A 25774-nucleotide genomic window follows, 5' to 3' on the forward strand; every position below is an offset into this window, starting at 1 on the left:
AGCCTGCCCCATGGCTGAAATCCTTTCGCTGCACGACGCGGTGAAGCAATTCGTCAACGACGGCGATACCGTCGCGCTCGAAGGCTTCACTCACCTGATCCCTACGGCGGCCGGTCACGAAATCATTCGCCAGGGCAAGAAAGATCTGACGCTGGTGCGGATGACGCCTGACCTGATCTACGACCAGTTGATCGGCGCCGGTTGTGCTCGCAAGCTGATTTTCTCCTGGGGCGGCAACCCGGGTGTCGGTTCGCTGCATCGTCTGCGTGACGCGGTCGAGAAGCAGTGGCCGCACGCGCTGGAAATCGAAGAGCATAGCCACGCCGACCTGGCCAATGCCTACGTCGCTGGCGCCTCCGGCCTACCGTTCGCGGTACTGCGTGCCTACGCCGGTTCCGACTTGCCGAAGGTCAACCCGCTGATCAAAACCGTCACCTGCCCGTTCACCGGCGAAGTGTTGGCCGCCGTGCCTTCGGTACGCCCGGACATCACCGTGATTCACGCGCAGAAAGCCGACCGCAAAGGCAACGTGCTGCTGTGGGGCATTCTCGGCGTTCAAAAAGAAGCCGCGCTGGCGGCCAAGCGTTGCATCGTCACCGTCGAGGAAATCGTCGACGACCTCAATGCACCAATGAATTCTTGCGTGCTGCCGACCTGGGCCTTGAGCGCGGTCTGCCATGTGCCTGGCGGCGCGCATCCGTCCTACGCCCACGGTTACAACGAGCGCGACAACCGCTTCTACCAAGCTTGGGACCCGATTGCCCGCGACCGTGAAACCTTCACCGCGTGGATCGACGAATACATCCACGGCTGCGCTGACTTCAGCGAGTTCCAGGCCAAACTGGCCGCTGCTTCGGAGGCCAAGTAATGACTTACACCACCAACGAAATGATGACCGTCGCCGCTGCCCGCCGCCTGAAGAACGGTTCGGTGTGCTTCGTCGGCATCGGCCTGCCGTCGAAAGCCGCCAACCTGGCGCGCCTGACGTCTTCGCCGGATGTGGTCCTGATCTACGAATCGGGTCCGATCGGTGCCAAGCCAAGCGTACTGCCGCTGTCGATCGGTGACGGCGAACTGGCGGAAACCGCCGACACTGTCGTCCCGACCGGTGAGATTTTTCGCTACTGGTTGCAGGGCGGGCGCATTGACGTCGGTTTTCTCGGCGCCGCGCAGGTCGACCGCTTCGGCAACATCAACACCACTGTGGTCGGTGATTACCACGCACCGAAAGTCCGCCTGCCCGGTGCCGGTGGCGCGCCGGAAATTGCCGGCTCGGCGAAAAGCGTACTCATCATTCTCAAGCAATCGGCGCGCTCGTTCGTCGACAAACTCGACTTCATCACCTCGGTCGGTCATGGCGAGGGCGGTGATTCGCGCAAGCGTCTCGGCCTTCCGGGCGCAGGGCCAGTCGGCATCATTACCGACCTGTGCATCATGGAGCCCGAAGCGGACACCCATGAATTCGTGGTCACCGCGCTGCACCCGGGCGTGACTCGCGAGCAAGTGATTGCCGCCACCGGCTGGGCAATTCGCTTCGCAGGAAATGTCGAAAATACGGCTGAGCCAACGGATGTTGAGCTTAAGGCGCTCAGGGATCTGGAAGCCCGCACCGCCGCCGCCCACGGCCAGACACCGGGAGAAGCGTGATGCGCGACGTTTATATCTGCGATGCGATTCGCACCCCCATCGGCCGTTTCGGCGGCGGCTTGTCAGCGGTGCGTGCAGACGACCTCGCCGCCGTGCCGATCAAGGCCTTGATGGAACGCAACCCGTCGGTGGACTGGAACGCAGTGGACGAGGTGTTCCTCGGCTGCGCCAACCAGGCCGGCGAAGACAACCGCAACGTCGCCCGCATGGCGCTGTTGCTGGCCGGGCTGCCGGAAAGCATTCCCGGCGTCACGCTCAATCGCCTCTGCGCCTCGGGTATGGATGCGATCGGCACCGCCTTCCGCGCAATCGCCAGTGGCGAAATGGAACTGGCAATTGCCGGCGGCGTCGAGTCGATGTCCCGCGCACCCTTCGTGATGGGCAAGGCCGATGCGGCGTTCTCGCGCAACATGAAGCTGGAAGACACCACCATCGGCTGGCGCTTCATCAACCTGTTGATGAAAGCGCAATACGGCGTCGATGCGATGCCGCAGACCGCCGACAACGTGGCCGACGATTACGAAGTGTCTCGCGAGGATCAGGACGCTTTCGCCCTGCGCAGCCAGCAGCGCACAGCCGCTGCGCAAGCTGCAGGATTTTTCGCTGAAGAAATCGTCGAAGTGCGGATTGCCCACAAGAAAGGCGAAACCGTCGTCAGCCAGGATGAGCATCCTCGTGCCGACACCACGCTGGAAACCCTGGCCAAGCTGAAGCCCGTCAACGGTCCAGGCAAAACCGTCACCGCCGGCAACGCTTCCGGTGTGAACGACGGCGCAGCGGCGTTGATTCTGGCCTCCGCTGAAGCAGTGAAGAAACACGGCCTGACCGCCCGCGCCAAAGTGCTGGGCATGGCGAGCGCCGGTGTCGCGCCACGGGTAATGGGCATCGGCCCGGTGCCGGCGGTGCGCAAACTGACCGAGCGCCTCAGGCTGGCCGTCAGCGATTTCGATGTGATCGAACTCAATGAAGCCTTTGCCAGCCAAGGGTTAGCGGTACTGCGTGAGCTGGGCTTGGCGGACGACGCGGCCCAGGTCAACCCGAACGGTGGCGCCATTGCCTTGGGCCATCCGTTGGGCATGAGCGGTGCGCGCCTGGTCCTGACCGCGTTGCATCAGCTTGAAAAAACGGGCGGCAACAAAGGCCTGGCGACCATGTGCGTCGGTGTCGGCCAGGGTCTGGCCTTGGCCATCGAACGCGTCTGACGCCCGGCAGACTAATAAGAACAGAGGAAAGCGAAATGACTGACAAGCCTGGTTACCGTCGCCCGCAGGAAGGCACCCAGCCGGACTACCTGCACCCGACTTATCAATCCACCAACCTTCGCGCGCCGTCCAAGCCGTTGGTGTTTTTGCCGCATTCGTTGTCGGAAATTACCGGCCCGACAATCGGCGCCGAGCGTATCAACGAGAAGGACAACGACCTGACGGTGCAGCACGCGGGCGAACCGTTGGGCGAGCGCGTCATCATCCACGGCCGCGTGCTGGATGAAGACGGCTTGCCGGTGCCGGGGATTCTGGTGGAGATCTGGCAGGCCAATGCCGCCGGGCGCTACAACCATGCCCGCGACCTGCACGACGCGCCGCTGGACCCGAACTTCACCGGTACCGGTCGCACCGTGACCGACGCCGATGGTTGGTATCAATTCCAGACCATCAAGCCCGGCGCTTACCCGTGGGGCAACCACCACAACGCCTGGCGTCCGGCGCACATTCATTTCTCGCTGTTTGGGCCGAGCATCCTGACGCGGCTGGTCACGCAGATGTATTTCCCCGGCGACCCGCTGCTGGCTTATGACCCGATCTACAACTGCGTACCGGACACCAGCGCCAAAGAGCGTTTGATCGCCAGTTTCGACCTGGAACAAACCATCCCTTCCTATGCCCTCGGTTATCGCTGGGACATCGTCTTGCGCGGCCGTGAAGCCACGCCGATGGAGAAATAAGATGACGCTGAACGCGACCACATCCCACACCGTCGGGCCGTATTACCACATTGGTTTGACCTGGCTGAACCGCGAAGACCTGACGGTCGAACAAACCCTGGGCGAGCGCGTGGCGATCACCGGGCAAGTCGTCGATGGCAATGGCGATTTCGTTAACGACGCGATGCTGGAAGTCTGGCAGGCCAACGCCGCCGGCAAGTACGACCACCCCGAAGACGACCAGGCCAAACCCCTGGACCCGAATTTCGAAGGCTTCGGCCGGGTGCCGGTGGACGCCGAAGGGCGCTTTCGTTTCACCACGATCAAACCCGGAACGGTAGAAGGCCTGAAGGGCTCGACCCAGGCGCCGCACCTGGTGGTGCTGGTGTTCGCTCGCGGGTTGGTGAAGCACTTGCTGACGCGGATTTACTTTGAGGACGAACCGGCGAACGTCGACGACCCGTTGCTGGAGTGTGTGCCGGCCGAGCGCCGGGGTACGTTGCTGGCGAAGCAGGATGCGTCCGGTGTGTACCAGTGGAATGTGATTCTGCAAGGCACCGATGCCGAGACGGTGTTCTTCGACTACTGAAAACACCGCAGATCCCTGTAGGAGTGAGCCTGCTCGCGATGGCGGTATATCAGTGCCTTCAGTGCTGAATGACACTCCGCCATCGCGAGCCGGCTCACTCCTTACAGAGGACAGTATTGCCAACTGTGGAACGGGACTGTTGCAAAGTGTGTCTAGAATGTCATGGTCCCCAAAGAGTGAAAAACAATGACAACCCCTACCGCTATTCCAGCGCACTACACCGGCGAAGAGCGCAGCAAACGGATCTTCGCCATTGTCGGCGCCTCGTCCGGCAACCTCGTTGAATGGTTCGACTTCTACGTCTACGCCTTTTGCGCGATCTACTTTGCGCCGGCCTTTTTCCCGTCCGATAACCCGACTGTGCAGCTGGTGAATACCGCCGGCGTGTTTGCGGCCGGGTTCCTGATGCGGCCGATTGGCGGCTGGATTTTCGGCCGTGTCGCGGACAAGCACGGGCGCAAGAATTCGATGCTGATCTCGATTCTGATGATGTGTTTCGGTTCGTTGCTCATCGCCTGCCTGCCGACCTACAAGGACATTGGCGTCTGGGCGCCGATCATGCTGTTGTTCGCCCGTTTGCTGCAGGGCTTGTCGGTGGGCGGTGAGTACGGCACCACCGCAACCTACATGAGCGAAGTCGCCCTCAAGGGCCAGCGCGGGTTCTTCGCCTCGTTCCAGTACGTGACGCTGATTGGCGGGCAGTTGCTGGCGGTGTCGCTGGTGGTGGTCCTGCAACAGTTCCTCACTGAAGATGACCTGCGTGCCTACGGCTGGCGGATCCCGTTTGTGGTCGGCGCAGTGGCTGCATTGATCTCGCTGTTCCTGCGTCGTTCGCTCAAGGAAACCACCAGCAAGGAAATGCGTGAAAACAAGGACGCCGGCAGCATTCGCGCGTTGTTCCGCGACCATAAAGCGGCCTTTATTACCGTGCTCGGTTACACCGCCGGTGGCTCGCTGATTTTCTACACGTTCACCACGTACATGCAGAAGTACCTGGTGAACACCGCCGGCATGCACGCCAAGACCGCCAGTTACATCATGACCGGCGCGCTGTTCCTTTATATGTGCATGCAGCCGCTGTTCGGCATGCTCGCGGACAAGATCGGCCGCCGTAACTCGATGCTGTGGTTCGGTGCATTGGGTACGTTGTGTACTGTGCCGATTCTGCTGAGCCTGAAAAGTGTCAGCAGTCCGTTCCTGGCCTTTGTGCTGATTACCGTGGCGCTGGCGATCGTCAGTTTCTACACCTCCATCAGTGGCCTGGTAAAAGCCGAGATGTTCCCGCCGGAAGTGCGCGCACTCGGTGTCGGCCTGGCGTATGCGGTGGCCAACGCGATCTTCGGTGGTTCGGCGGAATACGTCGCCCTGAGCCTTAAAGCCGCGGGCATTGAAAACTCCTTCTACTGGTACGTGACGGTGATGATGGCGGTGGCGTTCCTGTTCAGCCTGCGCCTGCCGAAACAGGCCAAGTATTTGCACCACGACCTTTGATCCAACCGCGTGGGCCCGACCGGCCCACGCCTTCAGGGACTGTCTATGAATCAGCGACCGGGCAATCAATTGTTCGATGCCTATTTCACGGCACGCGATATGCGTGAGGTGTTTTGTGATCAAGGCCGGGTGCAGGCCATGCTTGATTTCGAAGCGGCACTGGCCCGGGCCGAGGCGCGGGTGGGTTTGATTCCGCTGTCGGCTGTCGCCTCGATCGCAGCGGCTTGTCAGGCTGGGCATTACGACTTTTCAGCACTCGGCGAGGCGATTGCCACGGCGGGCAATTCGGCGATTCCGTTGGTCAAGGCGTTGGGTAAACAGATCGCCGCCAACGATGCCGAAGCAGAACGCTACGTGCATCTGGGCGCCACCAGTCAGGACGTAATGGACACGGGCCTGGTGCTGCAACTGCGCCGCGCGCTGGCGCTGATCGAAAGCGATCTGGCGCAACTGGGCGAAACCTTGGCGACCCAGGCGTTACGCTTCGTCGCCACGCCGCTGGCCGGGCGCACCTGGTTGCAGCACGCCACGCCCGTCACCCTCGGCATGAAAATCGCCGGTTGGCTGGGCGCCGTCACTCGCAGCCGCCAACGTCTGCAAGAACTTAAACCTCGGTTGCTGGTGCTGCAATTTGGCGGCGCCTCCGGAACCCTGGCAGCCCTCGGCGAGCAAGCGATGCCGATTGCCGAAGCCTTGGCCGGTGAGCTGCAACTGACCCTGCCGGACCAACCCTGGCACACCCAGCGAGACCGCTTGGTGGAGTTCGGCGCGGTACTCGGTTTGATCGCCGGCAGCCTCGGCAAACTCGGCCGCGACATCAGTCTGTTGATGCAGACCGAAGCCGGCGAAGTGTTCGAACCGTCGGCACCGGGCAAGGGCGGTTCCTCGACCATGCCGCACAAACGCAACCCGGTGGGCGCCGCGGTGCTGATCGGTGCGGCGACCCGCGTTCCCGGCTTGCTCTCGACCCTGTTCAGCGCCATGCCGCAGGAACACGAGCGCAGCCTGGGCCTGTGGCATGCCGAATGGGAAACCCTGCCGGAGATTTGCTGCCTGGTGTCCGGCAGCCTCAAGCAAGCGCTGCTGTTGGCGGACGGGCTGGAAGTGGACGCCGACCGCATGGCCCGCAACCTCGACCTGACCCAAGGCCTGGTGTTGGCCGAGGCGGTGAGCATCGTCCTCGCCCAACGGGTTGGCCGCGACACTGCGCACCATCTGCTGGAGCGCTGCTGCAAACGTGCGGTGGCCGAACAACGTCATCTGCGAGCGGTGCTCGGCGAAGAGCCGCAAGTGACCGCCGAGTTGTCGGCCCTGGAACTCGATCGTCTGCTGGACCCCGCCCATTACCTTGGTCAGGCCCATACTTGGGTCGAGCGGGCGGTGGCTGAACATTCTGCGTTGACTGCCTGAAGGAGATTGCTGTGGCTTTTGTACAACTCGCCGAGGGCGAACTGCATTACCAACTTGATGGCCCGGCGGATGCCCCGGTGCTGGTGCTGTCCAACTCGCTGGGCACCGACCTGCACATGTGGGACGCGCAGGTCGCCGCGTTCTCCGAGCATTTCCGGGTGCTGCGTTTCGACACCCGTGGCCACGGAAAATCGCTGGTCACGCCGGGGCCATACAGCATCGAGCAACTGGGCCACGACGTGCTGGCGCTGCTGGATGCGCTGCACATCGAACGCGCGCATTTTTGCGGCCTGTCCATGGGTGGCTTGATCGGCCAGTGGCTGGGCATCAATGCCGGTGATCGATTGAATAAGTTGGTGGTGTGCAACACCGCCGCGAAAATCGGCGATCCATCGGTGTGGAATCCACGGATCGAAACCGTGCTGCGTGACGGTCAGGCGGCCATGGTCGCCTTGCGCGATGCGTCGATTGCGCGCTGGTTTACCCCTGACTTTGCCGAGGCCAACCCGGCCGCCGCGAAGCGGATTACCGACATGCTCGCGGCCACTTCGCCAGAGGGTTATGCCGCCAACTGCGCCGCCGTGCGCGATGCCGACTTCCGTGATCAGCTGTCCGCGATCAAGGTGCCGCTGCTGGTCATTGCCGGCACCGAAGACGCGGTCACGCCACCGTCCGGAGGGCACTTTATTCAGGAGCACGTGCAGGGCGCCGAATACGCCGAGTTCTACGCCGCGCACTTGTCCAACGTTCAGGCCGGTGCTGCGTTCAGTGACCGGGTCCTGACGTTTTTGTCAGCTGATTAAGGGGATTGTTGTGGACGAGAAACAACGTTACGACGAAGGCCTGGAAGTCCGTCGCGCGGTGCTCGGCGACGCCCATGTCGATCGCAGCCTGAATGCCCTGACCGAGTTCAACTCGGAGTTCCAGGAAATGATCACCCGCCACGCGTGGGGCGACATCTGGACCCGGCCGGGCCTGCCACGCCATACCCGCAGCCTGATCACCATCGCCATGCTGATCGGCATGAACCGCAACGAAGAACTCAAACTGCACCTGCGCGCCGCCGCCAACAACGGCGTGACCCGCGGCGAGATCAAGGAAGTGATCATGCAGAGCGCGATCTACTGCGGCATCCCGGCGGCCAATGCGACGTTCCATTTGGCGGAGTCGGTGTGGGATGAGCTTGGGGTTGAATCGCGGGAGTGATCCTGGCGATTTGCGGTGTCTGAGCTGACGCCATCGCGAGCCGGCTCGCTCCTGCAGGGGATGTCCGGTGAGTACATGACTTGTGTTCACACAGGACCCGTGTGGGAGCGAGCCTGCTCGCGATCGCGGTGGGTCAGCTTGCATCGATGGTGAATGACACACCGCCATCGCGGGCAAGCGCGGTGACCACAGGGTCAAACGGTGGCGACAATGAAGATCCGCTTGAACGGAAACAACGTGCGCCCATCGCATTCTCGCGGGTAATGCGCATGCACCCGCATCATGAAGTGATAAATGAACCGCGCCTGTTCGTCATCCTTCAAGCCTTGCATCACCGCCCGCAAGGCCGAGACCTTGATCCAGTCATAAATCGGCGACTTGCCGTCCACGACCTGCAACTGCTCGGTTTCCCAGATGTCCAGCGTCCGGGTAATCGGTGCGAGCAACCGGTGGTAATTTTCCAGTGACAGCAACGGCCGCGCCGCCATCCTCTCGCGCACTTGCGGGGAGCCGAGCGGTTTGCCGTCGGAGCCTCCATCGTTGAGGGTGTCGAGCACCAGCTGATACCACACCGCATCCCGCCAGTCGGGCATGTGCGCCGCCAGACAACCACCCGGGTTGAGATAATCGAGCAAGCGCGGCAGCAACTGTTCGTGACTGTCGATGAAGTGCAGCACGGCGGCGGCAAAGAGCAGGTCGGCGGGTTGCTCCGGCTGCCAGTTCTGTAGATCGCACTGCTTCCACAGCGCCTTGATCGGCAAGCCTCTGGCCTCCTGAAGCATTTGCTCCGAACTGTCGATGCCCATCAGGTGTGCGCGGGGCCAGCGTTTGGCCAAAGCTTGAGTCGCAATGCCGGTGCCACAGCCGAGGTCGTAGATGCGTTTGGGGTTTTCAAGGTTGACGCGGTCGAGTAGCTCGTTCACCGGCCGTTGTCGAAGACGTGAGAATTGTTGATAGGCCTTGGCGTCCCAGTCGGGCTTGACGGGAGCCGATTTGATTGGGGGGGGCATGAGGTTGTCCTCTCTGTCCATGAGTGGTCGGCGAGTGACTAGGCGCCTGCATCCACCTTTTTTATTTCGCCATAGATACCGTTCCACAACTGGATTCTGTGTTCGATAGCGTCAATGGCCGCCTGTAATGCTTTTTCCCGCAGGTCTGACGTGGTGATCAATCGAGATAATATTTTTTGTGCACCAGGACCATGATCGCCACTGTCTACTTCGATGTGTCGGTTCAGGTAGTACGTCAACTTCGGGGCCTGATGAATAGTTAGCCCCCAACGCTCTAACAGAATCTGGAACATTGCGGGTATCGGGTCTTCGCGGCCAAAAAGAAAGCTGCTGGCCACTTCGGCAGTCGAGGCTTTGCGTGCTGTCCTGATCGTGTGTTTGACGAACGTTTGTACGTATGCCGGAACCCGGGCTTGTTTGAGCGCCTTCCCTAGGGCAAAGGAGTGTGCCAAATGATTGATGAATGCCTCGATTTTTTCAGTGGGCGCACTGACTTCGGCCATTGCGTCGAGGTACAAGCGGAAATGACTGACCGGGCGGCCATCATGGCCAATATCCGATTCTTCGCCGGTGATGATTTCATTGATCAGGCGGGCGCTATCTTCATTCTGCACCGGCATCCAGGGTAGTTCGACACAAGTGAAGTCGCGTTGCAGACGTTTGGCCAGGCTCATGAAGTCCCACACTGCAAACACATGGTGACTCATAAACAATCTGGCATGCTCGATCGATTGAATAGCCTCATAAATGGGGTGTTGGGCCAATCGATACTGATAGGGGCCAAGTTCTTTTTCAAACATGGATTGCATCCTTGCAAAGACGTTTCAAGGTGGGGCAACGTCTGTATCAGACGACGTTACCCGGCTGGCGTAGATCTGAAAAAAGTCGTGACCATGCTTTAGGTGAGGGCAGCATTAATCCGGTCACTTTCTTGTAAACTAGCCATTCTTCACCAAATATTGATTCAAGGCGTTTGTCCATGTGCCATGTGCCGATATACATATAGATTGTGGCGCCGACCGAAAAAAGTAGCGTGTCGTAAGTCATGATCGGGTGGGCCCAGAAAAACAACATTAGAAAAGTATGGTGGGGGAAACGTATGTATCGCTTGATGCCTTGTACTTGCATTCGATAGGGCGCGGGGATTTTATGTCCTCTCAATTTGGCAATTAATTGGTGAGCGCCGAGCCATTGCCAAAACGTAGAGGTGTAACGAAAGCAGTAAATGGTAAGGCCCAATAGAGTGACCATCGATAACGCCGCAAAGTGAAACAGTGGGCTTCCCGGTATCAAGACGTAGATGTAATGCCCTGAGGGCTGCCAGTAATAAATACCAAGCGCCAGTGTGGCGGCGGAAAAGACGCACATCCCAATATTCCAGCTCCACTCTGGAAAGAATATTTCGTAAAGTTTCATCGCCGGTCGGGTTGTGAGGCAGGAGTGGACGATGCCATAAGAAACCATAATCAATGTATCGATCTGCCACCAGTTCATAGTGTTTTCCCTTCCATGGTTTAAACTGCTGAATGTTGTTTCAGGCAGATTCTAGAAGTCCGACAGAAAGGAGGCTACTGTTAGAACTAACAGGTTTTAAGTTTTTTTAATAATAGCGCGGCAGTCAATTTGTTATAACTTCATAGAACTACGATATTCATGTGCTCGCAGTTTTTTTGAATAGGCCACTTCCGATGTGGCCTGTGTCCCGGCGCTGTGGAATGCGGTTACAACAAACTGATCGGATAGCTGACGATCAACCGGTTCTCATCGAACTCGTTGTTGCTGAAGTCCCGACGAATGGTCGAGTTGCGCCATTTAACGTTGAGGTCTTTGAGCGCGCCGCTTTGCACGGTGTAGCCCAATTCGCTTTCGCGGCCCCATTCCTTGCCGTCGGTGATTGTGCCGGTGTGCACGTTGTCGCCGCTGATGTAGCGGTTCATCAGGGTCAGACCGGGGATGCCGAGGGCGACGAAGTTGTAGTCATGCCGTACCTGCCAGGATTTTTCTTTCGCATTGTCATAACTGGCGTTGTAACTGTCGTTGGCCAGGGTGCCGCCGCTGGTGCCATTGACCCGCATCCACCCGCTGTCGCCAGTGAGTTTTTGCAGGCCAACGTAGAAGGTGTGGCCGCCGTATTTGGCCGAGAACAGGCCCGACCAGGTCTTGTTGTCCAGATCGCCGGCCCGGGCACTGCCATCTTCCTTGCCATAGAAGAAACCCAGGTTGGCGCCCAGGGTCCAGTCGCCGAGGGGTTGGCTGTGAATCAGGTTCACGTATTGCTGGCTGTAGATGTCCTTGAGTTCGGCGTTCCACAGGCTGATCTGGGTGCGCTTGTCGTTGAAGGCGTATTCGCCGCCCTGGAAGTTGAAGCGGTCGGAGGTAAACGCCGGTTTTCCGGTCATCGACATATCGCTCATGCTGCTGTCGTCACGGGGGCTGTTGGCGCGGAACTGGCCGCCGTAGAGCGTCAGGCCGGCGATTTCTTTCGAGGTGATCTGGCCGCCACGAAAGGTTTGCGGCAGGGAGCGACCGTCGTCCGAGCGCAGGATCGGCAGCACCGGGATCCATTCACCGACCTTGATTTCGGTCTGCGACAGCCTGGCCTTGAACGCCACGTTGGTGCGACCAAAGCTGTCCGCCGGGCGACCGTCGTGATCCAGCGGCAGCAACTGAGTCCCGCCCGTGCCTTTGCCGCCGTCGAGCTTCACCGAATACAAGCCCAGCACATCCATGCCGAAGCCGACGGTGCCTTGGGTGAAGCCGGATTTGGCGTCGAGAATGAAACTTTGTGTCCATTCTTCAGCCTTGCCCTGGGCCTTGGTCGGGTTGGTGAAGTTGCGGTTGATGTAGAAATTGCGCAGGTTCAGGTTGACCTTGGCACCTTCGACAAAACCCGACTCCTCGGCCATGGCAGGCAGGGCCGCGCAGGCCAGGGCGATGGCTATCAGGCTTGGGAAGTAGTACGGCGTGGTGGAAGGCGTCATGGGCTCGGGTCTCTCTAATTGTTAGGGATGAAACGGGGCGCTGCCGCAACGTGGCCGTTGCAGACAAGGGATTCGATATCGTGAAAAAAGGGGTGGGATCAGCCGGACAGGGCAGGGCGCGGGGGCATGGTGTCGAACCTGATGTTATTGGTCTTGTGCGACGAATGGTGCGGGGGATGGACGGGAGGGTTCAATCGGGGAAAGCGGGTTTTGGGCGGTTATCGAACGCATGTTGGCTTGAGGTTTTTGTGTTTATGGGCTGGCCTCTTCGCGGGCAAGCCTCGCTCCTACGGGGTGTGGGGGGTTCATGGAATATGATTCGACGCGGACACTGCAGGAGCGAGGCTTGACCGCGAAGAGGCCATTACTGACACCACACCTTTTCCCGCAGGCAACAAAAAGCCCACCAAAAGGTGGGCCTCTTGTCTTACAGCGCTATCAGAACAACTTCATCTTCGGCGCTTCTTCTTTCAGCGGTTCGACTTTCGCCGTCTGCTCGTTCCAGCCACCACCCAGTGCCTTGTACAGATTGACCGCACTGATCAGCTGCGCCAGACGATCAGTGATCAGCACCTGCTGGGCGCTGAACAACTGACGCTGGGCGTCGAGGAAGGTCAGGTTGCTGTCGACACCGATACGGTAGCGACGCTCGGCCAGACGGTAGTAGTCCTGGTTGGCGGTGACGAAATCACGCTGCGCCTGCAACTGGTCGGTGTAGGTCTGGCGGGCGGCCAGGCCGTCGGCGACTTCCTGGAAGGCCGTTTGAATGGACTTCTCGTAGTTCGCCACGCCGATGTCTTTCTGGATTTTCGAGTAATCCAGGCTGGCGCGCAGGCTGCCGGCATTGAAGATCGGCAGATTGATCTGCGGCGAGAACAACCAGGTGCCCGAGCCGCCCTTGAACAGACCGGACAAGTCCGGGCTCAGGGTCCCGGCATTGGCGGTCAGGCTGATGCTCGGGAAGAACGCCGCCCGTGCCGCGCCGATGTTGGCGTTGGCAGCTTTCAGGTTGTACTCGGCCTGGAGAATATCCGGACGACGTTGCAGCAAGTCCGATGGCAGACCGGGCGGTACGTCGCTCAGCAGGTCGTCAGACAGCGGCTTGGCTTCTCGCAGATTGGCCGGGATGCCGGTGCCGAGCAGCAGCACCAGGCTGTTTTCGTCCTGCGCGACCTGACGGGTGTACTTGGCCAGTTGCGCCCGGGCGTTTTCCACCGAGGTACGCGACTGGGCCAGGTCCAGGGCCGAAGCCACACCGACTTCGTTGCTGCGCGCGGTGAGCTTGTAGCTCTCCTCGAACGCACCGAGGGTGTCCTGGGTGAGTTTCAGCAGTTCCTTGTCGGCCTGCCAGGTCAGGTAGGCATTGGCCACGCTGGCCACCAGACTGATCTGCGTGCTGCGACGGCCTTCTTCTGTCGCGAAGTACTTCTGCAGGGCTTCTTCGCTGAGGCTGCGAACCCGACCGAACAGGTCGAGTTCATAAGCACTGATACCGACCGTAGCGGAGTAGGAACTGCTGATGCCCGCTTGACCGGTCTGCGACGCGTCAGCCGGAAGACGCTGACGGCTGCCGGTGCCATTGGCCGAAACGGCCGGGAACAGATCGGCGCGCTGGATGCGGTATTGAGCCGCGAACGCGTCGATGTTCAGGGCGGCGACACGCAGGTCACGGTTGTTTTCCAGCGACACCTGAATCAGCTGTTGCAGTGCCGGGTCATGGAAAAACTGCTTCCAGCCCTGTTCCGCAGCGGCCTGATTCGGCGCCTGGGCCGACGAGTACGCCGGACCTTGCGGGTATTGGCCCGCCACTGGTGCCTCAGGTTGCTGATAGTCGGGAATCAGCGAGCAGCCGCTCAGCACGAAGGCGGCAACTGCGATGGAGAGTAGCGACTTGCTCATTGGCCAGCCTCTTTAGAAGGTTCAATTGCGTCATCCTGGTCGGCTTTTTTGCGCTGGCCAATGGACGACACGGTAACGAAGAACAGTGGGACCCAGAAGATCGCCAGGACGGTGGCGGTGATCATACCGCCAATAACGCCCGTGCCGATTGCGTGCTGGCTACCTGAACCGGCGCCCGTGGAAATCGCCAGCGGTACCACACCGAGCACGAAGGCCAGCGAGGTCATGATGATCGGTCGCAAACGCATTCGGCACGCTTCAATCGCCGCTTCGCGAAGGCTACGCCCTTGCTCATGCAGTTCCTTGGCGAACTCGACGATCAGAATGGCGTTTTTCGCTGCCAGACCGATGGTTGTCAACAGGCCCACCTGGAAGTAAACGTCATTGGAGAGTCCCCGCAGACTGGTGGCCAACAGTGCCCCGATGATCCCCAGCGGCACCACCAGCATCACCGCGATCGGAATCGACCAGCTTTCGTACAGCGCCGCCAGGCACAGGAACACCATCAGCAGCGACAACGCATACAGCGCCGGCGCCTGTGAGCCCGATAGCCGTTCTTCGTATGACAGACCGGTCCAGGAAATACCGACACCGGCCGGCAGTTTCTTGGCCAGGGCTTCGACTTCAGCCATGGCTTCACCGGTGGAATAGCCCGGGGCCGGGGCACCGAGAATTTCCATCGCTTCTACGCCGTTGTAACGCGAGAGCTTCGGTGCACCGTAAATCCACTCGCCCTTGGCGAAGGCGGAGAAGGGCACCATGGTTCCGGCGGCGTTGCGCACATACCATTTCTTGATGTCTTCCGGGCTCATCCGCGAACCGGGTTGACCTTGCACGTAGACCTTCTTCACCCGACCACGGTCGATGAAGTCGTTGACGTAGCTACTACCCAAGGCAATCGACAGGGTGCTGTTGATGTCGGTGAGGGTCAGGCCCAATGCACTGGCTTTCTCGTCATCGATTTCCAGCTGGTATTGCGGCTCGTCGTTCAGGCCGTTCGGACGCACCTGATAAAGCACCTTGCTCTGTGCCGCCATGCCGAGGAACTGGTTGCGAGCCTCCATCAACTTGTCGTGACCGATGCCGGCGCGGTCTTGCAGGAATACGTCGAAACCGGTGGCGTTACCCAGCTCCAATACCGCCGGTGGCGCAAAGGCGAACACCATCGCATCGCGGAAGGTGAAGAAGTGCTGCTGGGCGCGGGCGGCGAGTTTGAACACGCTGTTTTCCGCATCCCGCTGATCCCACGGCTTGAGCATGATGAACGCCAGGCCCGAGCTTTGGCCGCGACCGGCGAAGTTGAAGCCGTTGACGGTAAACACCGAGGCCACGGCGCTCGATTCCTTGTCCAGCAGGTAGGAGCGCATCTCATCGATCACCACCTGCGTGCGTTCGGCGCTGGAGCCGGCCGGGGTCTGCACCTGGGCAAACAGCACGCCTTGGTCTTCTTCCGGGAGGAACGCCGTTGGAATGCGGGTGAACAGCCAGATCATGCCGACGACAATGATCAAGTAGGCCAGCAGGTACGGCGCCTTGTGCGTCAGCATGTTGCCCACGCCACGCTCGTAGCTTTTGACGCCACGGTCAAAGCTGCGGTTGAACCAGCCGAAGAAGCCGCGTTTCGGCGTGCCGTGCTCGCCTTTCGGAATTGCCTTGAGCATGGTGGCGCACAGTGCCGGGGTGAAGATCAGCGCAACCAGTACCGACAGGGCCATGGCCGAGACGATGGTGATCGAGAATTGCTTGTAGATCACACCGGTAGAGCCACTGAAGAACGCCATCGGCAGCAATACCGCCGACAGCACCAGGGCGATACCGACCAGTGCACCCTGGATCTGCCCCATGGATTTCTTGGTGGCCTCCTTGGGTGACAGACCTTCTTCGCTCATGACCCGTTCGACGTTTTCCACCACGACAATGGCATCGTCCACCAGCAAGCCGATGGCCAGCACCATGCCGAACATGGTCAGGGTGTTGATGCTGAAACCGAACGCCGCGAGGATCCCGAATGTCCCCAGCAACACCACCGGCACGGTCATCGTGGTGATGACAGTGGCGCGGAAATTCTGCAGGAACAGGAACATCACCAGGAACACCAGCACGATCGCTTCGACCAGGGTTTCAACCACACCCTTGATCGACTCGGTCACCACCGGGGTGGTGTCGTACGGGAACACCACTTCCATGCCTTGCGGGAAGAACGGCTTGAGCGTGTTGATGGTGTTGCGCAGCGCTTTCGCGGTGTCGAGGGCGTTGGCACCGTTGGCCAGTTTCACCGCCAGACCGGAAGCCGGTGCGCCGTTGAACTGGGCGTTGATGCTGTAGTTTTCACCGCCCAGGCCTACATCGGCCACATCGGACAGGCGTACTTGCGAGCCGTCCTTGTTGACTTTGAGCAGGATCTTGTTGAACTGCTCGGCAGTCTGCAGACGTGTCTTGCCGATGATGGTGGCGTTCAACTGCTGGCCGGGCGCAGCAGGCAGGCCGCCCAGTTGACCGGAGGACACCTGGATGTTCTGCGCCGCGATGGCCGCTTTCACGTCCACTGGCGTCAGGTTGAAGTTGTTCAGCTTGGCAGGGTCGAGCCAGACACGCATCGCGTACTGGGAACCGAAGACCTGGAAGTCACCGACACCGGCGGTCCGCGAGATCGGGTCCTGCATGTTCGACACGATGTAGTTGGACAGGTCGTCCTTGGTCATGCTGCCGTCGCGAGATACCACGCCGATCACCAACAGGAAGTTTTTCACTGCCTTGGTCACGCGGATACCCTGTTGCTGCACTTCTTGCGGCAGCAGCGGGGTGGCCAGGTTCAGTTTGTTCTGGACCTGAACCTGCGCGGTATCGGAGTTGGTGCCCTGCTCGAAGGTCGCGGTAATGGTCATGCTGCCGTCGGAGTTACTTTCCGAGGAGACATAACGCAGGTTATCGATACCGTTGAGCTGTTGTTCGATGACCTGCACCACGGTGTCCTGCACGGTTTGTGCGGACGCGCCTGGGTAGGTGACCTGGATCGCAATGGCCGGAGGCGCAATGCTCGGGTATTGGTTGATCGGAAGTTTGAGAATCGAGAGTGCCCCGACCAGCATGATCACCAGGGCAATTACCCAAGCGAAAATCGGACGGTCGATAAAAAATTTCGACATGGTTTACTCCCCTTTGCCGCTGGAAGCCTTGTCAGCTGCCTGTGCGGGGGCCGGGTTCTTTGCGCCAACGTTAGTCGCTTCACTGGCTTTGACTTCGACGCCAGGTTTGACGAATTGCAGTCCTTCGGTGATCAGACGATCGCCGGCCTTCAGGCCGTCTTCGATCAACCATTGGTTGCCGACGGTGCGGCTGGCCTTGAGCTGACGCAGTTCGACCTTGTTGTCCGCACCGACGACCAGTGCGGTCGGCGAGCCTTTGAGGTCGCGGGTTACGCCTTGTTGCGGCGCCAGAATGGCAGCGGCGTTCACACCGGATTTGAGCTGAGCGTGTACGAACATGCCCGGAAGCAGCGTGTGATCCGGGTTCGGGAACACTGCACGCAAGGTCACGGAGCCGGTGGTCTGGTCAACCGAAACTTCGGAGAATTCGAGCTTGCCTTCCTGTTTGTACTGGCTGCCGTCTTCGAGCGTCAGCTTGACCGCCGCTGCCGTGTCGCCAGCCTTTTGCAGGCGGCCGCTTTCCAGTTCGCGACGCAGCTCAAGCAGCTCGACCGAAGACTGGGTGACGTCGACGTAAATCGGGTCGAGTTGCTGGATCACCGCCATGGCATCGACCTGGCCGTTGCTGACCAGCGCACCCTCGGTCACGTTCGAGCGGCCGATGCGGCCGGAAATCGGCGCGTAGACCTTGGTGTACCGCACATTGATCTGAGCGGTTTGCAGCGCGGCTTCCGATTGCATGCGGTTGGCCACGGCCGTGTCGTATTCCTGACGGCTGACGGCCTGTTCGTTGACCAACTGCTTGTAGCGATCCGAGATCGACTTCGTCTGTTGCAGGTTGGCTTGGGCGCTTTTCAGCGTAGCGTCATAGACCGACGGATCGATCTGATACAGCTGCTGGCCGGCCTTGACGTCACCGCCTTCCTTGAACAGACGTTTGAGAATGATGCCATTGACCTGTGGGCGAACTTCGGCGATGCGGAACGCACTGGTGCGCCCCGGCAGTTCGGACGTCAGGGTAAAGGCTTGAGGTTGCAGGGTGACCACGCCGACCTGAGGAGGCGGTGCGGCGGGTGCCGCTTCTTCCTTTTTGCATCCGCTGAGCAGTGATGCCAGGGCGACGGCGGCGACCAGAGCGGTAACAGCTGGCTTGAATTGCATGAAAATCCTCGGGTCAGGCGCGCAAGAAACGCACTAGAAATGTGAAAGGGTAAAAAATGAGTGCTGAGTGGATAAGTAGCTTGCTAAGGAATATACTTACGTTCATGGTTGTTTGTAAACACCTTGACTGCGTATCCACCCCGTTACCAACGCCCGTCAAAGGTTCGAATTGTAAGCCGGGGACGAGTCCCAAGAGCGCTCGCCCCACTTTTGTTCAGCGGCTGTTCAGACATCGCTGAAGCATCCCGATTGAGGTTTTACTGCCATGGTCCGTCGTACCAAAGAGGAAGCTCAAGAAACCCGCAGCCAGATACTGGAAGCGGCAGAGAAAGCCTTTTATGAAAGAGGCGTGGCGCGCACTACGCTGGCGGACATCGCGACTCTGGCCGGCGTGACTCGCGGCGCCATCTACTGGCATTTCAGCAATAAGGCGGATCTGGTGCAGGCCATGCTCGATAGCTTGAAAGAGCCGCTGGATGAAATGGCCAGGGCCAGTGAAAGCGAAGATGAGCTCGATCCGCTGGGCTGCATGCGCAAACTGCTGATTCATTTGTTTCATCAAGTTGCCCTGGATCCGAAGACCCGACGCATCAATGAGATTTTGTTTCATAAGTGCGAATTCACCGATGAAATGTGCGATCTGCGTCAGCAGCGTCGTGAAGTCAGCCTCGATTGCAATGTGCGAATCGCCCTGGCCCTGAGTAATGCGGTGAATCGGGGGCAAATGCCCGAGGACCTCGACACGGCCCGCGCGGCCATCAGCCTGCACGCCTACATCGATGGCATGCTGTACCAGTGGCTATTGGCCCCGGACAGTTTTCAACTGCACACCGAAGCCGAGCGATGGGTCAATACAGGATTGGACATGCTGCGCCTGAGCCCCAGCCTGCGCAAATAAAACAAAATGCGTAATTGGATCCGTTTATGTCAACCATTAAGGCGAGCGTTGATCCCTTCAATGTTCGCCTTAATGCACCGGGGAAGCTTTTATATACGCACGCTCGTCAGGTTGAAAGGTAGCGAGCTACGTATTTTGTAGTGATTTTGTGTCGTGCGTGTGAATCGGTGTGAAGCCCTGTGAATAAACATGGCGCAACAAAAAGCCCCGGCTCTTTCGAGTCGGGGCTTTTGCATTTCAAGGGAGATGCTTACATCACGGGATAGTCGATGTAACCCACGGGCCCCTTGGCGTAGAACAGCTCGGGACGCGCTTCGTTAAGCGGCGCATCCGCCTTCAAGCGTGCCGGCAGGTCCGGGTTGGCAATGAATGGAACGCCGAAGGCGACTGCATCTGCCTTGCCGCTGGCCAGCCAAGCGTTGGCGCTGTCCTTGGTGAAGCGTTCGTTGACGATGTACGGGCCGCCGAACGCTTCTTTCAATTGTGGACCCAGGCTGTCGCCGGCTTCTTTCTCACGGGAGCAAATGAACGCGATGCCACGCTTGCCCAGTTCGCGAGCGACGTAAGTGAAGGTCTCGGCCAGGTTGTCATCGCCCATGTCGTGGGAATCGGCACGCGGAGACAAGTGCACGCCGACGCGGCCAGCGCCCCAGACTTCGATTGCGGCGTCGGTTACTTCCAGCAACAGGCGCGCACGGTTTTCCAGGGAACCACCGTAGTTATCGGTGCGCTGGTTGGTGCTGCTTTGCAGGAACTGATCGAGCAGGTAACCATTGGCACCGTGGATTTCCACACCGTCAAAACCGGCAGCCTTGGCGTTCTCGGCACCGGTGCGGTAGGCGTCGACGATGTCGGCGATTTCAGCGGTTTCCAGTGCGCGCGGGGTTGGGTAGTCGGACAATGGGCGAACCAGGCTGACGTGACCCTTAGGCTGGATGGCGCTCGGTGCGACTGGTGCTTCACCGTTCAGGTACGATTCGTGGGAAACCCGGCCGACGTGCCACAGTTGCAGGAAAATCTTGCCGCCCGCACCGTGGATCGCTTTGGTCACGTTCGCCCAGCCACGCACCTGATCGTTGGACCAGATACCTGGAGTGTCCGGGTAGCCGACGCCCATCGGCGTGACCGACGTGGCTTCGCTGAGGATCAGGCCGGCCGAGGCGCGTTGTACGTAGTATTCGGCCATCAGAGCGTTTGGCACCCGGCCTTCGTCGGCGCGGCAGCGGGTCAGCGGCGCCATGATGATGCGGTTGGCCAGCTCGATGTCGCCCAGTTTGATCGGATCGAAAATAGTCGTCATTTAAGTACAACCCTCGTGAAGTATCAGTTGATAGCAGGGGCCAGTTCGGGATTACCGCGCTGACGGAAAGTAATCAGGGTCACCAGCAGGGCGAGTACCGCCAGTGCTGCTGCCGCGAGTGGCACGCTGGTCAGGCCGAAACCGTGGGCGATGACGCTGCCGCCGACCCAGGCGCCCAAGGCGTTGCCGATGTTGAAAGCGCCGATGTTCAGGGTCGACACCAGGTTCGGCGCGGCCTTGCCGTAGGTCACCACGTTCACTTGCAGGGCGGGGACGGCGGCGAAGCACGCGGTGGCCCAGAGGAACAGGGTGATTTCGGCCGGGATCAGCGCGACGCTGGTCCAGGTCAGTACGGTCGAGATCACGGCCATCGAGATGAAGACGCCGATCAGCGTTGCGGCCAGGCCTTTGTCAGCCAGCTTGCCGCCGATGATGTTGCCGACCGTCAGGCCCAGGCCGATGAGCATCAGGGTCCAGGTCACGCCTTTGGGCGAGACGCCGGTGACATCACCGAGCAGCGGGGCGACATAAGTGAACAGGGTGAATACCGACGCCGCGAACAGCGCCGTCATGCTCAGCGACAGCCAGATCCCGGCGCCTTTGAGGGCGCGCAGTTCGGCGCGCATGTCGAGTTTCTCTTCATCGCGCTTGGCCGGCAGGAAGCGGATCAGGCCAATCAACGCGATCACACCAATCACGGTCACTGCCCAGAAGGTCGAGCGCCAGCCGGCTTCCTGACCGAGCGCGGTGCCCAACGGAACGCCGAGCACGTTGGCCAGGGTCAGGCCGGTGAACATCAAGGCCACGGCGGAGGCGCGTTTGTTCGCCGGAACCAGACCTGCCGCCACCACCGAACCGATACCGAAGAACGCACCGTGGCAGAGGGCCGTGACCACACGGGCAAACATCAGCACGTTGTAATCGGTCGCCATGGCACAGAGCAGGTTGCCGATGATGAAAATGCCCATCAACGCTACCAGTGCAGCCTTGCGCGGTAATCGGGAGGTGGCCAGTGCCATGAACGGCGCACCGATGGCCACGCCCAGGGCGTAACCGGTCACCAGCCAGCCAGCGCCCGGGATCGACACGCCGAGGTCAGCCGCCACATCGGGCAACAAGCCCATGATGACGAACTCGGTGGTGCCGATGGCGAAGGCGCTCAAGGCCAGAATGAGAAGCGAGAGGGGCATTGGTTAATTCCTTGTCGGAGCGCTGAGCTCCTTGACGATGGCCGCGAGGAACGCCTGGATCACGTCCTCGTTGCGCTTGAAGAAGTGCCATTGACCGGCTTTCTGGCTGCTGATCAGTCCCGCACGTTGCAAGGTCGCCAAATGGGCGGACACGGTCGACTGCGACAGGCCGCAGCGTTGATCGATCTGTCCGGCGCAAATGCCGTACTCGTGGTTGTGGATCTGTTCCGGGAACTGGGTCTTGGGGTCTTTCAGCCAGATGAGGATGTCTCGGCGGACTGGGTGTGCCAGGGCTTTTATTATTTCGTCGAGGTCGATGGTCATGGGTTTGGGCTCGTGATGAGTAAAACGCTATATCGCGATGTGGCGAACTTTAAATCGGTAGATCGCGATATACAAATATGATTTTGGTCTGATGAGCGCATAAATCGCTATATCGGGTTATAACGATACGGTGAGTGTCAACATTCGAAGGCGCAATGCTAAGCTGCGCCCATGAACTATCTCGCCCATCTTCACCTCGGTGGCCAGCGCCCCGGTCAATTGCTCGGCAGTCTGTATGGCGATTTCGTCAAGGGGCGGCTGCAAGGGCAGTTCAACCCGGAGATTGAAGCGGCCATCCAGCTACATCGCAGCATCGACGTCTTCACCGACCGCCATCCGTTGGTGGATGCCTCGCTGTCGCGATTTTCCACCACACGCCGGCGTTACGCCGGGATCGTGCTCGACGTGTTTTTCGACCACTGCCTGGCGCGGGACTGGACCCTCTACTCGGACCAGCCGCTGGAGCGGTTCACCTCGGATGTGTATCGGGTGCTGTCGACTGAGCCTCAATTGCCGGAGCGGTTGGCGAGGATCGCGCCGCACATGGTGGCGAATGACTGGTTGGGGTCTTATCAGGAGTTTGATGTGCTGGACCAGGTGCTGCGGGGGATTTCGCGGCGGTTGACCCGGCCTGAGGAACTGGCGGGGGCGATGCAGGAATTGCGTCGGCTGTACGAACCGCTCAGTGAGGATTTCCGGTTGTTCTATCCGCAGCTTCAGGATTTCGCCCAAAACTATCCAGCACCCTAAGCCCCTTGTAGGAGTGAGCCTGCTCGCGATAGCGGTGTGTCATTCAGCATCATTGTTGAATTTAAAACCGCTATCGCGAGCAGGCTCACTCCTACAAGGATTAGTGCTTGTTCAGGGAATTTGTTTCACGCCGCGATCGCGGGGCGCAGCGGTTCCGGTTGCGCCTGAGGGATGGCCCCAAACAACGATTTCTGCACCGCCTGCTGTGCCTCGAACGCCAGCGCCGCACGCTCCCGGCCTTCGCAAGCGATCGGCTTGAGCACTTTGATTTCCACTTCCCCGCGATCATTGGCAAACAACCGCATCAAGTGCGACAGCAAATCATCATCGCCAATGAACGGCGCCAGTGAGTCGAGTTCACCGTCACGTAGATAACGAATCGCCACCGGCTGCAGCTTCACTTCAGAATCAATCGCTGCTGACAACAAGCGACCATGAAAGGTACGCAACGAACGTCCATTGGTGGTGGTGCCTTCAGGGAACATCAGCAATGGGTGTGCCTGCGCCAGGTGGCGCGTCATCTGTTTGCGAATCAGCTGGCTGTCACCCGAGCCGCGACGGATAAACAGGCTGCCGGCCTTGGCCGCCAACCAACCGGCCACCGGCCAGGTGCGCACTTCGGCCTTGGACAGAAACGACATTGGCGTGAGCATGCCCAGCAACGGAATGTCGGTCCACGACACGTGATTGCTGACCCAAAGCATCGGCTCCTTCGGCAGTTCACCGTGAACTGTCACGCGAAAGGGCAGGGCGTTGCTCAATCGCGCCATGAAAAACCGCGACCAGCGTTGGCGGCGGACCATCGAGTGGGCAATGCCCAGCCGCTCGAAAAGCCCGAACACGCTGGCCATGCTCAACCCCAGCGCGACCACCACCAGCACTCGCGCAATCCGCGCGTACACCCGCAACCGGCTCATCAGACTGCCGCCTTGAAGTGCTTGGCATAACGTGGGCAGAGTTCGTCGCGCTTGAGCAGGATGAACACGTCGGCGACCTGGAAGTCTTCGTCCCAGCACGGCTCACCGCAGATCTTCGCGCCCAGACGCATGTAGGCCTTGAGCAGCGGCGGCATTTCGGCGATCACGTTGGACGGGAGGTCCAGGACCGGCAGCGGTTTTTTCGGCTCGGCCCGCAGGTGTTCGGTGCACAGATAACGTTCCCGCAGACGCTGCATGATCGCGTGGGCCTGAATCCCGCCGTCTTGCATCGGAATGCTCGCGCAACCCATCAAATAGCTGTAGCCGCCCTGATTCAGCACTTCGGCCAGTTCGCCCCAGAGCACCGCGATGGTGCCGCCGTTGCGATAAGCCGGGTCGACGCAGGTGCGGCCGATTTCCAGGATCGGGCCTTTCAAGTGGACCAGACCATGGAGGCTGAACTCTTCTTCGCTGTAGAACTTGCCCAGGCTGCTCGCGGCCGTGTGATCGAGCAAACGGGTGGTCGCCACCAGGCGCCCGGTGTTCAAGTCACGCACGCCAATGTGGGCGCAGTGAACATCATAGTCGTCCATGTCCAGACCCAACTCCGCGCCTTTGAGCTTGGCGTTGAACTCGCCGCTGAAGACGTTGAAGCGCAAGGCCTGGGCTTCCTGCAAGGCCTCGGCGCCCACCAGGCGTTCGGCTTGCAGGCGGCGTTCATTGCCGGTGTCGCTGATGCGGGCGATCTGAGTCATGGGAATCTCCGTGCGGGCTGGTCAACCCGTCTTGGGTTAAAGCCGATCGACTTTCTTTATGCAGCCGTGTTGTGCAAAGTCAGGCTATGTAGCCCCGGTGTCATCGCCATGAAGCTTTGGTGATGCTTACATGACAGCCCACAAGGAGCCTCTTATGCCCTGGCAAAACCTGTTGAATCGCCGCGATCGCCTGCCCGTCAACCCGGACCTGGCGGAGGGGTTCGCGACCTTGTTGCACACGTTGGGCACGGTCACGCCATTGGAACTGGCGGTGGTCGGCGGGCGTTTGATGTCGACGCCGGGGCTGGCGTTTCTGGTGGGCTATCAGGCGGCGCTGCGCATGCTCTGGCCGAGCGCGCCGCTGAGCCTCGGCGCGTTGTGTGCCACCGAACAGCGCAGTCTGCGGGTGGCGGACATGCAGACGCGTCTGAGCGATTTACGCGTGAGTGGGCGCAAGGATTTCGTCACCGCTGGCGATGCGGCCGACTGGCTGCTGGTTGCCGCGCGCAGTGAAGCGTCCGGCGAAACGCCGCGCTTGAGTCTGGCGGTGGTCTATCCCGATGAACCGGGCGTGCGCCTGGAAAAACTCCCGGCCATCGCGCTGATGCCGGACATCAGCCACGGTCGGTTGTTTCTGGACAACGCCCAGTGCGAACTACTCGCGGGGGATGGCTGGGATGCCTACGTCAAACCGTTCCGCACGCTGGAAGACATCTATGTATTGAGCGCGATGACCGCGTGGCTGTATGGGGTGGGGCAGGACAGTGACTGGCCGCAGGCCCTGCAATTGCGGTTGCTGGCGCTGCTGGCCGGGTGCGCGGAAGTCAGCCGGCAGGCGCCGAACAATCTGGCCGGGCATGTGCTGCTGGGGGGATTGTTTGCGCAATTCGAGGGGCTCAAGGCTGAGCTGAACGAGGCTCTGGCTGATGGCCCGCAGCACTGGGCGGCGATGTGGCAGCGTGATCAGAGTGTGATGGATCTGGCGGCGGGGGCCAGAGGCAAGCGATTGGCCAAGGCGTTGGCGGCGATCTGACAGGCCTCTTCGCGGGCAAGTCGGATCGCCGCACCGCTCGCTCCTATATTGGATCGCGAACTCCTGTAGGAGCGAGGCTTGCCCGCGAAGGCGGCCGCATAGGCGACACACATTCCAAAACTGTCATCAACCTCGACTAGGCTCAG

Annotated in this window: 24 protein-coding genes; 12 read left to right on the forward strand and 12 right to left on the reverse strand. The window is 60.1% G+C overall.

The genetic code is table 11. From position 1 onward, the window contains the following. Positions 1 to 10: 10 nt before the first annotated feature. The 9 genes from JIO00_RS06665 (at position 11) to pcaC (ending at position 8264) form a co-directional block, all read left to right on the forward strand. The gene (locus JIO00_RS06665) at positions 11 to 868 is read left to right on the forward strand and encodes a CoA transferase subunit A (protein ID WP_010462548.1); all 858 of its coding nucleotides are present in this window, start codon (positions 11 to 13) and stop codon (positions 866 to 868) included. Next, positions 868 to 1647, forward strand: coding sequence for a CoA-transferase subunit beta (locus tag JIO00_RS06670; protein WP_010462546.1), 780 nt, complete (start codon positions 868 to 870; stop codon positions 1645 to 1647). The genes JIO00_RS06665 and JIO00_RS06670 overlap by 1 nt, the downstream gene beginning before the upstream one ends. Further along, positions 1644 to 2849 (forward strand): 3-oxoadipyl-CoA thiolase, encoded by a 1206-nt coding sequence (gene pcaF / locus JIO00_RS06675; protein WP_200667842.1) that lies wholly within the window; start codon positions 1644 to 1646, stop codon positions 2847 to 2849. Before JIO00_RS06670 ends, pcaF begins: the two co-directional genes overlap by 4 nt. A 35-nt stretch (positions 2850 to 2884) precedes the next feature. Continuing rightward, positions 2885 to 3589, forward strand: coding sequence for a protocatechuate 3,4-dioxygenase subunit beta (gene pcaH, locus JIO00_RS06680; RefSeq protein WP_200667844.1), 705 nt, complete (start codon positions 2885 to 2887; stop codon positions 3587 to 3589). A gap of 1 nt (position 3590) precedes the next feature. Next, complete coding sequence (pcaG, locus tag JIO00_RS06685; RefSeq protein WP_010462541.1) at positions 3591 to 4157, forward strand: protocatechuate 3,4-dioxygenase subunit alpha; 567 nt, start codon at positions 3591 to 3593, stop codon at positions 4155 to 4157. A 186-nt stretch (positions 4158 to 4343) separates the two neighbouring features. After that, on the forward strand, positions 4344 to 5648 hold the full coding sequence (locus JIO00_RS06690) for an MFS family transporter (protein WP_010462539.1): 1305 nt from the start codon (positions 4344 to 4346) through the stop codon (positions 5646 to 5648). A gap of 45 nt (positions 5649 to 5693) precedes the next feature. Continuing rightward, entirely contained in the window at positions 5694 to 7058 is a 1365-nt protein-coding gene (locus tag JIO00_RS06695; RefSeq protein ID WP_200667846.1) for a 3-carboxy-cis,cis-muconate cycloisomerase, read from the forward strand. Positions 7059 to 7069: 11 nt separating this feature from the next. Next, on the forward strand, positions 7070 to 7861 hold the full coding sequence (gene pcaD / locus JIO00_RS06700; RefSeq protein ID WP_200667848.1) for a 3-oxoadipate enol-lactonase: 792 nt from the start codon (positions 7070 to 7072) through the stop codon (positions 7859 to 7861). A 10-nt stretch (positions 7862 to 7871) separates the two neighbouring features. Continuing rightward, complete coding sequence (gene pcaC, locus JIO00_RS06705) at positions 7872 to 8264, forward strand: 4-carboxymuconolactone decarboxylase (RefSeq protein WP_010462533.1); 393 nt, start codon at positions 7872 to 7874, stop codon at positions 8262 to 8264. Positions 8265 to 8458: 194 nt separating this feature from the next. Here the strand turns inward: pcaC and JIO00_RS06710 are convergent, their stop codons facing one another. The 7 genes from JIO00_RS06710 to JIO00_RS06740 form a co-directional block, all read right to left on the reverse strand. Then, on the reverse strand, positions 8459 to 9274 hold the full coding sequence (locus tag JIO00_RS06710; protein ID WP_200667849.1) for a methyltransferase domain-containing protein: 816 nt from the start codon (positions 9272 to 9274) through the stop codon (positions 8459 to 8461). Between the two features lie 38 nt (positions 9275 to 9312). Beyond that, entirely contained in the window at positions 9313 to 10074 is a 762-nt protein-coding gene (locus tag JIO00_RS06715; protein ID WP_200667851.1) for a DUF3050 domain-containing protein, read from the reverse strand. 46 nt (positions 10075 to 10120) lie between these two features. After that, positions 10121 to 10768 carry a hypothetical protein gene (locus JIO00_RS06720; RefSeq protein WP_200667853.1) on the reverse strand — a complete coding sequence of 216 codons (648 nt, stop codon included), beginning with the start codon at positions 10766 to 10768 and terminating at the stop codon, positions 10121 to 10123. Between the two features lie 227 nt (positions 10769 to 10995). After that, the gene (locus JIO00_RS06725; protein ID WP_145307464.1) at positions 10996 to 12255 is read right to left on the reverse strand and encodes an OprD family porin; all 1260 of its coding nucleotides are present in this window, start codon (positions 12253 to 12255) and stop codon (positions 10996 to 10998) included. A 438-nt stretch (positions 12256 to 12693) separates the two neighbouring features. Continuing rightward, positions 12694 to 14154 carry an efflux RND transporter outer membrane subunit EmhC gene (emhC, locus tag JIO00_RS06730; RefSeq protein ID WP_077749550.1) on the reverse strand — a complete coding sequence of 487 codons (1461 nt, stop codon included), beginning with the start codon at positions 14152 to 14154 and terminating at the stop codon, positions 12694 to 12696. Continuing rightward, the gene (gene emhB, locus JIO00_RS06735) at positions 14151 to 17300 is read right to left on the reverse strand and encodes an efflux RND transporter permease subunit EmhB (protein WP_010462519.1); all 3150 of its coding nucleotides are present in this window, start codon (positions 17298 to 17300) and stop codon (positions 14151 to 14153) included. The genes emhC and emhB overlap by 4 nt, the downstream gene beginning before the upstream one ends. Before the next feature lie 3 nt (positions 17301 to 17303). Continuing rightward, positions 17304 to 18461, reverse strand: coding sequence for an efflux RND transporter periplasmic adaptor subunit (locus JIO00_RS06740; RefSeq protein ID WP_010462517.1), 1158 nt, complete (start codon positions 18459 to 18461; stop codon positions 17304 to 17306). Positions 18462 to 18726: 265 nt separating this feature from the next. Between JIO00_RS06740 and emhR the strand changes: the two genes are divergently transcribed. Next, positions 18727 to 19359 (forward strand): efflux system transcriptional repressor EmhR, encoded by a 633-nt coding sequence (gene emhR, locus JIO00_RS06745; RefSeq protein WP_083374862.1) that lies wholly within the window; start codon positions 18727 to 18729, stop codon positions 19357 to 19359. 250 nt (positions 19360 to 19609) lie between these two features. Here emhR and JIO00_RS06750 read toward each other — a convergent pair whose 3' ends face one another. The 3 genes from JIO00_RS06750 to JIO00_RS06760 are packed head-to-tail and all read right to left on the reverse strand — an operon-like array spanning position 19610 to position 22173. Beyond that, positions 19610 to 20659, reverse strand: a complete 1050-nt coding sequence (locus tag JIO00_RS06750) for an alkene reductase (protein ID WP_010462513.1) — start codon at positions 20657 to 20659, stop codon at positions 19610 to 19612. A 23-nt stretch (positions 20660 to 20682) separates the two neighbouring features. Beyond that, the gene (locus tag JIO00_RS06755) at positions 20683 to 21849 is read right to left on the reverse strand and encodes an MFS transporter (RefSeq protein WP_077749549.1); all 1167 of its coding nucleotides are present in this window, start codon (positions 21847 to 21849) and stop codon (positions 20683 to 20685) included. Positions 21850 to 21852: 3 nt separating this feature from the next. Further along, positions 21853 to 22173: an ArsR/SmtB family transcription factor gene (locus JIO00_RS06760; RefSeq protein ID WP_010462509.1), complete on the reverse strand. Its 321-nt coding sequence runs from the start codon at positions 22171 to 22173 to the stop codon at positions 21853 to 21855. A gap of 171 nt (positions 22174 to 22344) precedes the next feature. On the opposite strand from JIO00_RS06760, the gene JIO00_RS06765 reads away from it, so the two are divergent. Next, positions 22345 to 22923 (forward strand): acyl carrier protein phosphodiesterase, encoded by a 579-nt coding sequence (locus JIO00_RS06765; RefSeq protein ID WP_010462507.1) that lies wholly within the window; start codon positions 22345 to 22347, stop codon positions 22921 to 22923. Positions 22924 to 23048: 125 nt separating this feature from the next. Here the strand turns inward: JIO00_RS06765 and JIO00_RS06770 are convergent, their stop codons facing one another. Beyond that, a complete protein-coding gene (locus JIO00_RS06770; protein ID WP_010462505.1) occupies positions 23049 to 23840 on the reverse strand; it encodes a lysophospholipid acyltransferase family protein in 792 nt (263 codons plus the stop codon). Then, positions 23840 to 24595: an L-ornithine N(alpha)-acyltransferase gene (gene olsB / locus JIO00_RS06775; RefSeq protein ID WP_010462503.1), complete on the reverse strand. Its 756-nt coding sequence runs from the start codon at positions 24593 to 24595 to the stop codon at positions 23840 to 23842. Before olsB ends, JIO00_RS06770 begins: the two co-directional genes overlap by 1 nt. A gap of 154 nt (positions 24596 to 24749) precedes the next feature. Between olsB and JIO00_RS06780 the strand changes: the two genes are divergently transcribed. Next, positions 24750 to 25628, forward strand: a complete 879-nt coding sequence (locus tag JIO00_RS06780; protein WP_145307451.1) for an acyl-CoA dehydrogenase family protein — start codon at positions 24750 to 24752, stop codon at positions 25626 to 25628. Positions 25629 to 25774: the final 146 nt, after the last annotated feature.

The organism is Pseudomonas sp. SW-3 (assembly GCF_016615645.1).
Classification (GTDB): Bacteria; Pseudomonadota; Gammaproteobacteria; order Pseudomonadales; family Pseudomonadaceae; genus Aquipseudomonas; species Aquipseudomonas mandelii.

Excerpts from the sequence above, each read along its gene's own strand:
- JIO00_RS06665 (WP_010462548.1), top strand. The coding sequence starts at position 11 with ATGGCTGAAATCCTTTCGCTGCACGACGCGGTGAAGCAATTCGTCAAC.
- JIO00_RS06670 (WP_010462546.1), top strand. The coding sequence starts at position 868 with ATGACTTACACCACCAACGAAATGATGACCGTCGCCGCTGCCCGCCGC.
- pcaH (WP_200667844.1), top strand. The coding sequence starts at position 2,885 with ATGACTGACAAGCCTGGTTACCGTCGCCCGCAGGAAGGCACCCAGCCG.
- pcaG (WP_010462541.1), top strand. The coding sequence starts at position 3,591 with ATGACGCTGAACGCGACCACATCCCACACCGTCGGGCCGTATTACCAC.
- JIO00_RS06690 (WP_010462539.1), top strand. The coding sequence starts at position 4,344 with ATGACAACCCCTACCGCTATTCCAGCGCACTACACCGGCGAAGAGCGC.
- JIO00_RS06695 (WP_200667846.1), top strand. The coding sequence starts at position 5,694 with ATGAATCAGCGACCGGGCAATCAATTGTTCGATGCCTATTTCACGGCA.
- JIO00_RS06710 (WP_200667849.1), bottom strand. The coding sequence starts at position 9,274 with ATGCCCCCCCCAATCAAATCGGCTCCCGTCAAGCCCGACTGGGACGCC.
- JIO00_RS06715 (WP_200667851.1), bottom strand. The coding sequence starts at position 10,074 with ATGTTTGAAAAAGAACTTGGCCCCTATCAGTATCGATTGGCCCAACAC.
- JIO00_RS06720 (WP_200667853.1), bottom strand. The coding sequence starts at position 10,768 with ATGAACTGGTGGCAGATCGATACATTGATTATGGTTTCTTATGGCATC.
- JIO00_RS06725 (WP_145307464.1), bottom strand. The coding sequence starts at position 12,255 with ATGACGCCTTCCACCACGCCGTACTACTTCCCAAGCCTGATAGCCATC.
- emhC (WP_077749550.1), bottom strand. The coding sequence starts at position 14,154 with ATGAGCAAGTCGCTACTCTCCATCGCAGTTGCCGCCTTCGTGCTGAGC.
- emhB (WP_010462519.1), bottom strand. The coding sequence starts at position 17,300 with ATGTCGAAATTTTTTATCGACCGTCCGATTTTCGCTTGGGTAATTGCC.
- JIO00_RS06740 (WP_010462517.1), bottom strand. The coding sequence starts at position 18,461 with ATGCAATTCAAGCCAGCTGTTACCGCTCTGGTCGCCGCCGTCGCCCTG.
- emhR (WP_083374862.1), top strand. The coding sequence starts at position 18,727 with ATGGTCCGTCGTACCAAAGAGGAAGCTCAAGAAACCCGCAGCCAGATA.
- JIO00_RS06750 (WP_010462513.1), bottom strand. The coding sequence starts at position 20,659 with ATGACGACTATTTTCGATCCGATCAAACTGGGCGACATCGAGCTGGCC.
- JIO00_RS06755 (WP_077749549.1), bottom strand. The coding sequence starts at position 21,849 with ATGCCCCTCTCGCTTCTCATTCTGGCCTTGAGCGCCTTCGCCATCGGC.
- JIO00_RS06760 (WP_010462509.1), bottom strand. The coding sequence starts at position 22,173 with ATGACCATCGACCTCGACGAAATAATAAAAGCCCTGGCACACCCAGTC.
- JIO00_RS06765 (WP_010462507.1), top strand. The coding sequence starts at position 22,345 with ATGAACTATCTCGCCCATCTTCACCTCGGTGGCCAGCGCCCCGGTCAA.
- JIO00_RS06770 (WP_010462505.1), bottom strand. The coding sequence starts at position 23,840 with ATGAGCCGGTTGCGGGTGTACGCGCGGATTGCGCGAGTGCTGGTGGTG.
- olsB (WP_010462503.1), bottom strand. The coding sequence starts at position 24,595 with ATGACTCAGATCGCCCGCATCAGCGACACCGGCAATGAACGCCGCCTG.
- JIO00_RS06780 (WP_145307451.1), top strand. The coding sequence starts at position 24,750 with ATGCCCTGGCAAAACCTGTTGAATCGCCGCGATCGCCTGCCCGTCAAC.